Origin of the sequence: Pseudomonas furukawaii, from assembly GCF_002355475.1 — a bacterium.
GTDB lineage: Bacteria > Pseudomonadota > Gammaproteobacteria > Pseudomonadales > Pseudomonadaceae > Metapseudomonas > Metapseudomonas furukawaii.
In genome coordinates this window covers 389,410-402,419 of sequence record NZ_AP014862.1, presented here as the reverse complement: position 1 = coordinate 402,419, position 13,010 = coordinate 389,410, and the positions used below count along the sequence as shown (strand labels likewise).

The following is a 13,010-nucleotide window of genomic DNA, read 5'->3' as shown; positions in this document are numbered from 1 at the left end:
CTCTCCCGAAGGGAGAGGGGGTCAATTCGGCCCGCAGCCGGGCCCAACCGAATTCGGAGTTATCCACATGGCCAAACACGCCCCTGAACTGCCCATCGAAGTCGACAGCGAGACCGGAGTCTGGACCACCGACGCCCTGCCGATGCTCTACGTGCCCCGTCACTTCTTCGTCAACAACCACATGGGCATCGAAGCCGAACTGGGCCCGGAGCGCTACGCCGAGATCCTCTACAAGGCCGGCTACAAGTCCGCCTGGCACTGGTGCGAGAAGGAAGCAGAATGCCACGGCCTGGAAGGCGTCGCGGTGTTCGAGCACTACATGAAGCGCCTGTCCCAGCGCGGCTGGGGCCTGTTCCAGATCCAGGACATCGACCTCGACAAGGGCACCGCCAGCGTCAAGCTCAAGCACTCCGCCTTCGTCTACGTCTACGGCAAGGTTGGCCGCAAGGTGGACTACATGTTCACCGGCTGGTTCGCCGGCGCCATGGACCAGATCCTCCAGGCCCGTGGCAGCAGCATTCGTACCGTCGCCGAGCAGGTCTACAGCGGCTCGGAAGAAGGCCACGACGATGGCCTGTTCACCGTCAAACCCTTGTAAGTCGGAGCACGCACCATGGCTTTCGAAGCAATGTTCCAGCCGATCCAGATCGGCAAGCTGACCATCCGCAACCGCGTGCTCTCCACCGCCCACGCAGAGGTGATCGCCACCGACGGCGGCATGACCACCGAGCGCTACGTGAAGTACTACGAGGAGAAGGCCAAGGGCGGCATCGGCCTGGCGATCTGCGGTGGCTCGTCCGTCGTTTCCAGCGACAGCCCCCAGGAGTGGTGGAGCTCGGTGAACCTGTCCACCGACCGCATCATCCCGCACTTCCAGAACCTGGCCGACGCCATGCACAAGCATGGCGCCAAGATCATGATCCAGATTACCCACATGGGCCGTCGCTCCCGCTGGGACGGTTTCAACTGGCCGACCCTGATGTCGCCGTCGGGCATCCGCGAGCCCGTGCACCGCGCCACCTGCAAGACCATCGAGGTGGAAGAGATCTGGCGCGTCATCGGTGACTTCGCCCAGGCCGCGCGCCGGGCCAAGGCCGGCGGCCTCGACGGCGTCGAGCTGTCCGCCGTGCACCAGCACATGATCGACCAGTTCTGGAGCCCGCGCGTCAACAAGCGTACCGACGAATGGGGCGGCACCTTCGAGGGCCGCATGAAGTTCGGCCTGGAGGTGCTCAAGGCGGTGCGCGCCGAGGTGGGCCCGGACTTCTGCGTCGGCCTGCGCATCTCCGGCGACGAGTTCCACCCGGACGGCCTGTCCCACGAGGACATGAAGCAGATCGCCAAGTACTACAGCGACACCGGGATGCTGGACTTCATCGGCGTGGTCGGCTCCGGCGCCGACACCCACAACACCCTGGCCAACGTGATCCCCAACATGAGCTTCCCGCCGGAGCCCTTCCTGCACCTGGCGGCCGGCATCAAGGAAGTGGTCAACGTCCCGGTGCTGCACGCGCAGAACATCAAGGACCCGAACCAGGCCACCCGCATCCTCGAAGGCGGCTACGTGGACATGGTGGGCATGACCCGCGCCCACATCGCCGACCCGCACCTGATCGCCAAGATCAAGATGGGCCAGGTGGACCAGATCAAGCAGTGCGTCGGCGCCAACTACTGCATCGACCGCCAGTACCAGGGCCTGGACGTGCTGTGCATCCAGAACGCCGCCACCACCCGCGAGTACATGGGCCTGCCCCACATCATCGAGAAGACCACCGGCGTGAAACGCAAGGTGGTGGTGGTGGGCGGCGGCCCGGCCGGCATGGAAGCGGCTCGCGTCGCGGCCGAGCGCGGTCACGACGTCACCCTGTTCGAGAAGAAGGACCAGCTCGGCGGCCAGATCACCCTCGCCGCCAAGGCACCGCAACGCGACCAGATCGCCGGCATCACCCGCTGGTACCAGCTGGAGCTGGCACGCCTGAAGGTCGACCTGCGGCTGGGCACCGCCGCCGACCCGGACACCATCCTCGACCTCAAGCCCGATGTCGTGGTGCTGGCCAACGGCGGCCATCCCTTCATCGAGCAGAACGAGCACTGGGGCGCCGCCGAAGGTCTGGTGGTCAGCGCCTGGGACATTCTCGAAGGCAAGGTCGAGCCCGGCAAGAACGTGCTGGTATACGACACCATCTGCGAGTTCGGCGGCATGTCGGCGGCGGATTACCTGTCGGAGAAGGGTGCCCAGGTGGAGATCGTCACCGATGACATCAAGCCCGGCGTCGCCATGGGCGGCACCACCTTCCCCACCTACTACCGCAGCCTGTACCCGAAGGAAGTGATCATGACCGGCGACCTGGTGCTGGAAAAGGTCTACCGCGAGGGCGACAAGGTGGTGGCGGTGCTGGAGAACGAGTACACCGGCGCCCGCGAGGAGCGCGTAGTGGACCAGATCGTCATCGAGAACGGCGTACGCCCGGACGAAAGCCTGTACTACGCCCTGAAGGACGGCTCGCGCAACAAGGGCCAGATCGATGTCGACGCCCTGTTCGCCATCAAGCCGCAGCCCTGCCTGAGCCAGCCCGGTGACGGCTACCTGCTGTTCCGCATCGGCGATTGCGGCGCCCCGCGTAACGTCCACGCGGCGATCTACGACGCCCTGCGCCTGTGCAAGGATTTCTAAGCCAACACACGGACGGCCCCCTCTCCCGCTTGCGGGAGAGGGCGGGGGGAGAGGGTAATCCGGCGGCTCCTGCGCTCCCGGTTTTCCCCTCTCCCTGACCCTCTCCCCACAGGGGAGAGGGAACTGGTTCGGAGTTACCCATTCGGTCCCTGCAAGGAGACCAGCAATGCTGAATACCCTTCTTCCCCTCCTGCTCTTCGCCGCCCTCGGCCTCGCCGTGCTGGGCGCCGCGAAGCGCTTCTTCATGTGGCGCCGGGGTCGTCCGTCGAAGGTCGACTGGATCGGCGGCCTCCTGAAGATGCCGCGCCGCTACCTGGTGGACCTGCACCACGTGGTCGAGCGCGACAAGTACATGTCCAAGACCCACGTGGCCACCGCCGGCGGTTTCGTCCTCGCCGCGCTGCTGGCCATCCTGGTGCACGGCTTCGGGCTGCACAGCCGGATCCTCGGATTCGCCCTGCTGGCGGCGACGACGCTGATGTTCGTCGGCGCCCTGTTCGTCGCCAAGCGCCGGCGCAACCCGCCGTCCCGCCTGTCGAAAGGCCCCTGGATGCGCCTGCCGAAGAGCCTGCTGATGTTCTCCGCGAGCTTCTTCATCGCCACCCTGCCGGTGGCGGGCATCCTGCCGGAAGGCTTCGGCGGCTGGTTCCTCGCCGGCCTGCTGGCCATTGGCGTGGCCTGGGGCGTGTCCGAGCTGTTCTTCGGCATGACCTGGGGCGGCCCGATGAAGCACGCCTTCGCCGGCGCCCTGCACCTGGCCTGGCACCGCCGCGCCGAACGCTTTGGCGGCGGCCGTTCCACCGGCCTCAAGGCCCTGGACCTGAGCGATACCAGCGCGCCCCTGGGCGTGGAAAAACCCACCGACTTCACCTGGAACCAGCTGCTCGGCTTCGACGCCTGCGTGCAGTGCGGCAAGTGCGAGGCCATGTGCCCGGCCTTCGCCGCCGGCCAGCCCCTGAACCCGAAGAAGCTGATCCAGGACATGGTCATCGGCCTGGCCGGTGGCAATGACGCCTCCTTCGCCGGCAGCCCCTACCCCGGCAAGCCGCTGGGCGAACACAGCGGCGGGCCGCACCAGCCCATCGTCTCCCTGGAGGGCAAGGCGCTGGTGGATGCCGAAACCCTGTGGTCCTGCACCACCTGCCGCGCCTGCGTCGAGGAGTGCCCGATGATGATCGAGCACGTCGACGCCATCGTCGACATGCGCCGCCATCTCACCCTGGAGAAGGGCGCCACGCCGAACAAGGGCGCGGAAGTGCTGGAAAACCTCATCGCCACCGACAACCCCGGCGGCTTCGCCCCCGGCGGTCGCCTGAACTGGGCGGCGGACCTGAACCTGCCGCTGATGAGCGACAAGCAGCAGGTGGATGTGCTGTTCTGGGTCGGCGACGGGGCCTTCGACATGCGCAACCAGCGCACCCTGCGCGCCTTCGTGAAGGTGCTCAGGGCCGCCAACGTCGACTTCGCCGTCCTCGGCCTGGAAGAACGCGACAGCGGCGACGTGGCCCGTCGCCTGGGTGACGAAGCCACCTTCCAGACCCTCGCCAAGCGCAACATCGCCACCCTGGCCAAGTACCGCTTCAAGCGCATCGTCAGCTGCGATCCCCACAGCTTCCACGTGCTGAAGAACGAGTACGGCGCCCTGGGCGGCCAGTACCAGGTCCTGCACCACAGCACCTTCATCGACGAGCTGGTGCGCGCCGGCGCGCTGAACCTCGGCCAGAGCAAGGCCGCCAGCGTGACCTACCACGACCCCTGCTACCTCGGTCGCTACAACGGCGAGTACGAAGCGCCCCGCGCCGTGCTCAAGGCCATCGGCATCGAAGTGAAGGAAATGGAACGCTCCGGCTTCCGCTCCCGTTGCTGCGGCGGCGGTGGCGGCGCCCCCATCACCGACATCCCCGGCAAGCAGCGGATTCCCGACATGCGCATGGTGGACATCAAGGAAACCGGCGCCGAGCTGGTGGCCGTGGGCTGCCCGCAGTGCACCGCGATGCTCGAAGGCGTGGTGGCCCCGCGCCCGGAGATCAAGGACATCGCCGAGCTGGTGGCCGAGGTACTGATCGAGGCGCCGGTTGACGCAAAAAAGCCGTCGGTGGCTAAAGCCGCCGTGGAGGTCGCGTGATGAATGAATTGTTCGCCTCCCTTCTCCCCCAGGGAGAGGGAGCTGTCCGTGCAGCCCAGGAGTCCATCGCATGAGCGACATCATCCGCCGCGACCCGCGAGCCGAGTGGATCGCCCGCAACCGCCTGCATCCGCTGCATGCCGCCATGCAGACCCAGGGACAGGCGAGCTGGATGGGCCCCAACGGCCTGGTCCGCAAGAACCCCCATGTGACCGCCGCCGGGTTCATCGGCCCCAGCGGCATCAAGCGCATCGACCGCAGCGGCACCCAACAGGGCGCCGCCGGCAAGCGCAGCGCCGCCACCGAGGTGGTGCAGCTGCCGCTGCACCTGATCGAGCAGCCGGCGTTCTACATCTGCGTCGTCCCCGACATGGTCGGCGGCCGCCTGTCGGCCCATGACAAGGACCTGCTCGGCCTGGCCAACAAGCTGGCCGGCAGCGAAGGCGCCGTGGTCGCCGTGGTGTTTGGCGAGGACAAGGAAAGCGCCTTCGACACCGCCGGCGTGGACCGCCTGCTGCGCATCGGCGGCGGCGCCTTCGACGGCTACGCCCCGGAGACCCGCGTGCTCGCCCTGAGCGCCGTGGAGGCCCAGCTGGCACCGCGCCACTGGCTGCTCCCCGACAGCCGCACCGGCGGTGGCGAACTGGGCCGTCGGCTGGCGGCGAAGCTGGGCGAGCGCCCGGCCACCCGTGTCTGGCAGATCGCCAACGAGCAGGCCACCGGTCGTGCCGGTGCGGGCCGCGAAGACCTGGTGCGCAAGGTGCCCCGGCTGATCCTGGCCGCCGCCGAATGCGCCGAGCCGGTCAGCGAGACCCGTCACGAAGCCCGCGCACTGGACCTGAGCACCAAGATCGCCCACAGCCTGCCGCGCATCGAGGACCTCGGCCCGGTGGCCGTGGACCCGGCGCAGATTCCCATGGCCGAAGCGGAGTTCATCCTCTCCGGCGGCAACGGCGTCAAGGACTGGAACCTGTTCCACCAGGCCGCCGTCGCCCTGGGGGCCACCGAAGGCGCCTCCCGCGTGGCGGTGGACGATGGCTTCATGCCGCGCAACCGTCAGGTGGGCGCTACCGGTACCTGGGTCACCGCCCGGGTCTACCTGGCGGTGGGCATCTCCGGCGCCATCCAGCACCTGCAAGGCATCGGCGCCTGCGACAAGGTGGTGGCGATCAACATGGATCCGGGTTGCGACATGATCAAACGCGCCGATCTCTCGGTGATCGGCGACTCCGGCGCGGTACTCGCCGCGCTGATCGAACTGGCCAGCCAATACCGTCAGGGAGGGGCACGCGATGCCGCATGACGCACTGAAGATCGTCAGCCTGGTCTCCATCGGCGCGCACCCCACGTCCGGGCGCGCCCGTCGCGCCGACCAGGATGCCCGCGCCGTGGAACTGGGCCTGCGCCTGGCCGGACCGCGCCTGCGCGTGGTCCACGCCGGCGACCCCCATGAAGAAGCCCTGCGGAGCTACCTCGGCATGGGCCTGGATGAGCTGATCGTCCTGGAACAGGGCCCCCGTGACGACGCCCTGCACGCCCTCGGGGATTTCCTCCAGGAAAGTGGCGCCCAGCTGGTGCTGACCGGCAGCCAGGCGGAGACCGGCGAAGGCTCCGGCATGCTGCCCTACCTGCTGGCCGAACGCCTGGGCTGGCCCCTGGTGGTGGGCCTGGCGGAAGTGGAGAAGGTGGACAACGGCGTGGCCCAGGTGCTGCAAGCCCTGCCCCGTGGCCAGCGTCGTCGCCTGAAGGTGCGCCTGCCCTTCCTCGCCAGCGTCGACAATGCGGCACCCACCGCTCGGCAGAGCGCATTCGGCCCTGCGCGCCGTGGTCGCATCGAAGCCGAGGACGTGGAGCTGGTCGAAGATGTATTGTTCAACGAGGCCCAGCTGCAGCCGGCCCGCCCCCGCCCGAAGCGCCTCAAGGTGATCAAGGCGAAGACCGGCGCCGAACGGATGAAGGCGGCCACCGCCAAGGCGTCCGGAGGTGGCGGCCAGGTGCTCAAGGATGTCTCGCCCCAGGCGGGCGCCGAAGCGATCTTCAAACTGCTGCTGGAAGAGGGTGTGCTGCGCTGAGGCGCGGCATCCATTGGGAGGAAAGCGCAATGATGCATGCCGATCTGATCGACCAGGAAGACTTTCGTGAGCGTCTGGTGGCGCTTGGGATCAGCGTCCCGCCCGGCGTGACCGCCGAGCAGGCCTGCGAGCAGGCCGTGACCGGCCTGAGCCCCGAGCGGGCGGTCGCCCTGCGCCGCCTGGTGGAAGAACTGCTGGGCGGCAGCGCCACCCTGCTGCCGAACGTACGCGAAGCCATCTCCCGCACCCTGCTGCCGGCCCTGGTGCCACGCTGACGGTTCTCGAGCGGACATGAAAAAGGCGCCATTGGCGCCTTTTTCATTCCAGCATCGGATGCTTTCGCAGGGTGCGCTGCGCGCAGCGCGATGCGCACCACCGTTTCCCGTCAGACCACTCGCACGCTGGCGAAGGTGGACTCGCCCTGGGCACGGGTCAGGGCCACGCCCGCCGTGGACGGCGCATTGCGCACCAGTTCGTCCGGCACCGGCATCAGCGCCACCACATTGGCGTTCTGGCCGGCACGCTCGTCGCGCGGCGGAATGCCGAAGTACTCGCGGTAGCACTTGGAGAAGTGCGGCGTGGAGACGAAGCCGCACACCGAGGCCACCTCGATGATGGACATGGCGGTCTGCTTCAGCAGTTGGCGGGCGCGGATCAGGCGCAGCTTCAGGTAGTAGCGCGAGGGCGAGCAGTGCAGGTACTTCTGGAACAGGCGCTCCAGCTGGCGACGCGACACATCGACGTAGCAGGCCAGTTCGTCGAGGTCGATGGGCTCCTCCAGGTTGGCCTCCATCAGCGCGACGATTTCCTGCAGCTTCGGCTGGTTGGTGCCGAGCATGTGCTTGAGGGGCACGCGCTGGTGGTCCTGCTCGTTGCGGATACGTTCGTAGATGAACATCTCGGAGATGGCGGCGGCCAGCTCGCGGCCGTGCTCACGGGCGATCAGGTGCAACATCATGTCCATGGGCGCGGTGCCGCCGGAGGAGGTGTTGCGGTTGCGGTCGATGGAGAACAGGCGGGTGGTGATGCCGGCGCGCGGGAAAGCCTCCTGCATCGCCGCAAGGCACTCCCAGTGCACGCTGCACTCGAAGCCATCGAGCAGGCCGGCCTTGGCCAGCGCCCAGCTGCCGGTGCACACCGCGCCGAGCTGACGGCCCTGGCGGGCCTGGGACTGGAGCCATTGCACGTGCTCACGACCGACGCTGTGCTGGATATCCACACCGCCGCAGACGATGACCGCGTCCAGGGACGGGGCGTTGTCCAGGCCGCTGTCCGGGGTGATCTGCAGGCCGTCGCTCGCACTCACCGGACGACCGTCCTGGCTGAGCGTGTGCCAGCGATAGAGTTCGCGTCCCGACAGGTGGTTGGCCATGCGCAGCGGTTCCACCGCAGAGGCCAGGGAAATCAGGGTGAAGTTGTCCAGCAGCAGGAAACCGATGGACTGGGGAACACGGTTCTGGGGCTGGGCCCCCTGGTTGAACTGTGACATTTCTGAACCCTCAGGCTAGGCACGGAGCGGGCCTCGTTTGGAGGCTTTTTGTTATGACCCGGTACTGCGATGACCGGGGAGTACTCAATCTAGGCAAAGGTCGTGCCTAACTTGATTGGTCGTTCAATCAAAAACAGGGGATTCCATCCAAAGCCCATGCCAGCGGGCCTAGGCGAGAGCGACAGAATCTTTCTGATTGCGACCCGCGAAGCCCGCCGTTGGCGGGAGCTGGGGACTTAGGTGACACCGCCTGGGTCGGTGGATGTCACTGGGTCGCGCAAGACAATACCTTCAGTAACAGACGGACAATTCCAGTCTAGACCCGTTGGTCACAACGGTTTTCGCCGCCGACTGCACCATGAATGGGCGACGGCGGCATCCCCGGGCCAGGACGGGTCAGCACTCGATGGCGCTGACCGCCAGTCCGCCCCTGGAGGTTTCCTTGTACTTGTCGTGCATGTCGGCACCGGTGTCGCGCATGGTGCGGATCACTCGGTCCAGGGAGATGAAGTGCTCGCCGTCACCGCGCAACGCCATCTGCGCCGCGTTGATCGCTTTCACAGCCGCGATGGCGTTGCGTTCGATGCAGGGGACCTGCACCAGTCCGCCCACCGGGTCGCAGGTCAGCCCCAGGTTGTGTTCGAGGCCGATCTCGGCCGCGTTCTCCAGCTGTGCCGGGGTTGCGCCGAGGATCTCGGCCAGCCCCGCCGCCGCCATGGCGCAGGCCGAGCCGACCTCGCCCTGGCAACCCACCTCGGCGCCCGAGATGGATGCATTCTTCTTGCACAGGATGCCCACCGCCGCCGCCCCCAGGAAGTAGGCCACCACGTCGTCTTCCGTGGCCTCCGGGTTGAAGCGCATGTAGTAGTGCAGCACCGCCGGGATGATTCCCGCCGCGCCATTGGTGGGCGCCGTCACCATGCGTCCGCCTGCGGCATTCTCCTCGTTCACCGCCAGGGCATAGAGGTTCACCCACTCCATGGCGCTCATGGTGGAGCCGATCACGTTGGGCTTGCCCAGCTCCTGCAGGCTGCGGTGCAGCTTCGCCGCGCGGCGGCGCACGTTCAGCCCGCCCGGCAGGATGCCCTCCTGGCCCAGGCCATTGGCCACGCACTCCTGCATGGCGTCCCAGAGCTTGAGCAGCCCCGCGCGGATCTCCGCCTCGCTGCGCCAGGCCTTCTCGTTCTCCATCATCAGCTCGGAGACCCGCAGGCCGTGGCGACGACAGAGTTGCAGCAGCTCTTCGCCGCTGGAGAAGTCGTAGGGCAGCTCGGTGCTGTCCTGGTCCAGTTGGCCGGAGCGGGCCTGGGTCTCGTCGACGACGAAACCGCCGCCGATGGAGTAATAGGTGTCGCGGTGCAGCTCGCCGGCATCGCCCTCGGCCACCAGGGTCATGGCGTTGGGGTGATAGGGCAGGTTTTCTTCCAGCAGGAGCAGGTCGCGGTTCCAGTCGAACGCCACGGCGTGGCGGCCATCCAGCAGGAGTTGGCCACTGGCCTTGAGCGCCTCGATGCGCGGGCCGATCTGTTTCGGGTCCACCTGGTCCGGCCATTCGCCCATCAGCCCCACCAGGGTGGCGCGGTCGGTGCCGTGTCCGACACCGGTGGCGGACAGCGAACCGTAGAGCCGCACCTCCACCCGTTGCACCAGCTCCAGCAGGCCGCGCTCGCGCAGGGCCGTGGCGAACAACGCCGCCGCCCGCATGGGGCCCACGGTGTGGGAGCTGGACGGGCCGATGCCGATCTTGAACAGGTCGAATACGCTGATTGCCACGGGTAGAACTCCGGTAGGGGCCGCACTTGCGCACCATCATCGGCATTTCAGCAATCGCGGAACGTCCCCAACCGACCTGTTCGTGCCCAAACACGCCCTGGCCAACGCGATCGAATCCCCCAACGCGCCACCCGGTTCCACGCATCGCCCGCGACAGATACATTCTGCCTGCGACCGGGTCGGTAGCCAGGGAAAGCCCAAGCCCCGCATCATCCCGGCGCGCCGGGGAGGCGAGGCCTGCCGCAGTCCGACAGCCACGCACGTCCGGAGAACGATACAACGACCTGCCGTGGATGGACCCTCGCCATGACCCGACCTACCGCCCTCTCCCTGGCGGCCGCGCTGCTGGCCACTGCCCTTTTCACCAGCCAGGCCAGCCTGGCCGCCGCCGACCCCGAACGCTGCGGCACCGTGCATTTCGCCGACGTCGGCTGGAGCGACATCACCGTCACCACGGCCGTGACCCGGCATGTGCTCAGCGAACTGGGCTACATCACCAAGGTGAAGCGCCTGTCGGTCCCGGACACCTACAAGGCGATGAGCGAAGGCCGGGTCGACGTGTTCCTCGGCAACTGGATGCCGAGCATGGAGAACGACATCCGCCCCTATCTGGAGAACGGCACGGTGGAGAGCCTGGGGGCCAACCTAACCGGCGCCAAGTACAGCCTCGCGGTGAACCAGGCGGCCTGGGACGGCGGAGTCAGGACCTTCGCCGACCTGGCCCGCCACCGCGAGCAGTTGGGCGGACGGATCTTCGGCATCGAGCCGGGCAACGACGGCAACAAGCTGATCCTGAAGATGATCGAGAGCGACGCCTTCGACCTCGGCGGGTTCAAGCTGATGGAGTCCAGCGAGAACGGCATGCTGTCCCAGGTCAAGCGCGCCGACCACCTGGGCCAATGGGCGGTCTTCCTCGGTTGGGAACCACACCCGATGAACAACCAGTTGAAGCTGCATTACCTGGCCGGCGGGGACGACTGGTTCGGCCCCGACTATGGCGGCGCCACCGTCCATACCAACGTGCGCAAGGGGCTGACCCGGGAGTGCCCGAACCTCGGCCGGCTGCTGGCGAACCTGAAGTTCAGCCTGGCCATGGAGAACCACCTGATGGAGGCCATACTCAATAGCAGCACCAACCGCAGACGCGAGGCCAAGGCCTGGTTGCAGGCCAATCCCGACACCCTCGCCCGCTGGCTCGAAGGCGTCACCGCCCGCGATGGCGGTGCGCTACCGGCGACCCTCGTCCAGGCCGACACGCGCTGACGGGGGCCATTCCGCGATATCCACTGGCCATGTCGCCACCCAACATATGAACGTCGCAAACCGACAATTGCCAAGGCCTCAAGGCTTTATCGTTGAGACACCCGATTTCGTCGCTGTCGGTTCCCGTGGATCGACAGACCGTGGGCACTCCGCCCCGGACCGAATAACACAAGCGGCAGCCTCCCCCCGAGTCGAGGCTGGCCTAATAAGAAATTTCGGAAGTACGCGCACCTCCGGTCGAGGTGCAGAACCCGCCCAGGGAATGGGTTTCGTAGCACTGCCAGAGGGCTGTCAGGTTCTCGAAACATTGTTATCCACACAGGCAAGACAGTCGGCATCACCAGGCTGGGCGTCGTCGAGCGCCCGATCTGGCTCCGTGTAGCTGACCTGGATGTCTACTGAAGGGGAACTATCCCATGCAGTCTGGAAAGATCGTGGTTCAAAACCTTTACAAGGTTTTCGGGCAACAACCACAAGAAGCAATCGATTTACTCAAGCAAGGCTGGAGCAAGGAAAAGATCCTCGCCGAGCGGGGCGCCGTGATCGGCGTCAGCGATGTGTCCTTCAGCGTCAACGAAGGTGAGATCTTCGTGCTGATGGGGCTGTCGGGCTCTGGCAAGTCCACCCTGATCCGCCTGATCAACCGCCTGATCGAACCCACCGCCGGCGATGTCTTCATCGACGGCCAGAACGTCGCCAAGCTGCCCAAGTCGCAATTGATCGACCTGCGCCGCCGCGACATGAGCATGGTGTTCCAGTCCTTCGCCCTGATGCCTTCGCGCAGCGTGCTGGACAACGCCGCGTTCGGCCTGGAAGTGGCCGGCAAGGGCAAGAAGGAGCGCGAGAAGCGCGCCATGGAAGTGCTGGAGCAGGTCGGCCTGGCCAGCTTCGCCCACAAGTACCCCCATGAGCTGTCGGGTGGCATGCAGCAGCGTGTGGGCCTGGCCCGCGCCCTGGCCGTGGACCCCTCGATGATCATCATGGACGAGGCCTTCTCCGCCCTCGACCCGCTCAAGCGCCGCGAGATGCAGGACGTGCTGCTGGACCTCCAGAAGAAGCACAGCCGCACCATCATCTTCGTGTCCCACGACATCGAGGAAGCCATGCGCATCGGCTCGCGCATCGGCATCATGGAAGGCGGCAAGCTGATCCAGGTGGGCACGCCCCAGGAGATCATCGAAAACCCCGCCAACGACTACGTCCGCAACTTCTTCAACACCGTCGACACCAGCCGCTACCTCACCGCCGGCCAGCTGAAGTCCGACAGCGTTCCGCTGTTCGTGCACAACGGCAGGGCGCCCGACGCCCAGGCCGTGTGCCAGAAGCTGCTGGCGATGGACAAGCACTACGCCTTCATCGTCGACGAGAAGAACAACTTCCGTGGCTCCATCAGCCTGGAGAAGATCGCCCTGCTGGTGGAGGGCGGCCGTACCCTGGAGCTGGAGCAGGACCTGCTCAAGCACATCGACCCGGTACCGGAAGACCTGCCTCTGGACAGCGTCATCCAGCGCCTGGTGATCAATGAAGGGCCGATCCCGGTGGTCGACCAGAGTGGCCGCTACAGCGGCGCCATCAGCAAGGGCCGCCTGCTGAGCCGCCTGCGGGGAGAATGAC

At 66.7% G+C, this 13,010-nt stretch carries 10 protein-coding genes; 8 read left to right on the top strand and 2 right to left on the bottom strand.

Translation table 11 applies throughout. The features are described 5' to 3' along the window. Positions 1-67: 67 nt before the first annotated feature. The 6 genes from KF707C_RS01840 to KF707C_RS01815 all read left to right on the top strand — a co-directional run bounded on the left by KF707C_RS01840 (position 68) and on the right by KF707C_RS01815 (position 7,146). Entirely contained in the window at positions 68-598 is a 531-nt protein-coding gene (locus tag KF707C_RS01840; protein ID WP_003455406.1) for a DUF5943 domain-containing protein, read from the top strand. A gap of 15 nt (positions 599-613) precedes the next feature. Beyond that, positions 614-2,674, top strand: a complete 2,061-nt coding sequence (dgcA, locus tag KF707C_RS01835) for a dimethylglycine demethylation protein DgcA (protein ID WP_003455408.1) — start codon at positions 614-616, stop codon at positions 2,672-2,674. Positions 2,675-2,840: 166 nt separating this feature from the next. After that, on the top strand, positions 2,841-4,799 hold the full coding sequence (dgcB, locus tag KF707C_RS01830) for a dimethylglycine demethylation protein DgcB (RefSeq protein WP_003455410.1): 1,959 nt from the start codon (positions 2,841-2,843) through the stop codon (positions 4,797-4,799). Positions 4,800-4,869: 70 nt separating this feature from the next. Further along, positions 4,870-6,102 carry an electron transfer flavoprotein subunit alpha gene (etfA, locus tag KF707C_RS01825; RefSeq protein WP_003455412.1) on the top strand — a complete coding sequence of 411 codons (1,233 nt, stop codon included), beginning with the start codon at positions 4,870-4,872 and terminating at the stop codon, positions 6,100-6,102. Next, positions 6,092-6,871 (top strand): electron transfer flavoprotein subunit beta, encoded by a 780-nt coding sequence (gene etfB, locus KF707C_RS01820; protein WP_003455414.1) that lies wholly within the window; start codon positions 6,092-6,094, stop codon positions 6,869-6,871. Before etfA ends, etfB begins: the two co-directional genes overlap by 11 nt. Positions 6,872-6,900: 29 nt before the next feature. Next, positions 6,901-7,146, top strand: coding sequence for a hypothetical protein (locus KF707C_RS01815; protein WP_003455416.1), 246 nt, complete (start codon positions 6,901-6,903; stop codon positions 7,144-7,146). Between the two features lie 110 nt (positions 7,147-7,256). On the opposite strand, the gene gbdR is transcribed toward KF707C_RS01815, so the two are convergent. Further along, complete coding sequence (gene gbdR, locus KF707C_RS01810; protein ID WP_003455418.1) at positions 7,257-8,360, bottom strand: choline metabolism transcriptional regulator GbdR; 1,104 nt, start codon at positions 8,358-8,360, stop codon at positions 7,257-7,259. Between the two features lie 396 nt (positions 8,361-8,756). After that, on the bottom strand, positions 8,757-10,133 hold the full coding sequence (locus KF707C_RS01805) for an L-serine ammonia-lyase (protein WP_003455420.1): 1,377 nt from the start codon (positions 10,131-10,133) through the stop codon (positions 8,757-8,759). Positions 10,134-10,439: 306 nt separating this feature from the next. Between KF707C_RS01805 and choX the strand changes: the two genes are divergently transcribed. Beyond that, positions 10,440-11,396 carry a choline ABC transporter substrate-binding protein gene (gene choX, locus KF707C_RS01800; RefSeq protein WP_003455432.1) on the top strand — a complete coding sequence of 319 codons (957 nt, stop codon included), beginning with the start codon at positions 10,440-10,442 and terminating at the stop codon, positions 11,394-11,396. Positions 11,397-11,812: 416 nt separating this feature from the next. Next, positions 11,813-13,009, top strand: coding sequence for a quaternary amine ABC transporter ATP-binding protein (locus KF707C_RS01795; RefSeq protein WP_003455434.1), 1,197 nt, complete (start codon positions 11,813-11,815; stop codon positions 13,007-13,009). Position 13,010 lies beyond the last annotated feature (1 nt).

What these genes read in the sequence shown, in the direction of transcription:
- KF707C_RS01840 (WP_003455406.1), top strand. Translation starts at nt 68, where the DNA reads ATGGCCAAACACGCCCCTGAACTGCCCATCGAAGTCGACAGCGAGACC.
- dgcA (WP_003455408.1), top strand. Translation starts at nt 614, where the DNA reads ATGGCTTTCGAAGCAATGTTCCAGCCGATCCAGATCGGCAAGCTGACC.
- dgcB (WP_003455410.1), top strand. Translation starts at nt 2,841, where the DNA reads ATGCTGAATACCCTTCTTCCCCTCCTGCTCTTCGCCGCCCTCGGCCTC.
- etfA (WP_003455412.1), top strand. Translation starts at nt 4,870, where the DNA reads ATGAGCGACATCATCCGCCGCGACCCGCGAGCCGAGTGGATCGCCCGC.
- etfB (WP_003455414.1), top strand. Translation starts at nt 6,092, where the DNA reads ATGCCGCATGACGCACTGAAGATCGTCAGCCTGGTCTCCATCGGCGCG.
- KF707C_RS01815 (WP_003455416.1), top strand. Translation starts at nt 6,901, where the DNA reads ATGATGCATGCCGATCTGATCGACCAGGAAGACTTTCGTGAGCGTCTG.
- gbdR (WP_003455418.1), bottom strand. Translation starts at nt 8,360, where the DNA reads ATGTCACAGTTCAACCAGGGGGCCCAGCCCCAGAACCGTGTTCCCCAG.
- choX (WP_003455432.1), top strand. Translation starts at nt 10,440, where the DNA reads ATGACCCGACCTACCGCCCTCTCCCTGGCGGCCGCGCTGCTGGCCACT.
- KF707C_RS01795 (WP_003455434.1), top strand. Translation starts at nt 11,813, where the DNA reads ATGCAGTCTGGAAAGATCGTGGTTCAAAACCTTTACAAGGTTTTCGGG.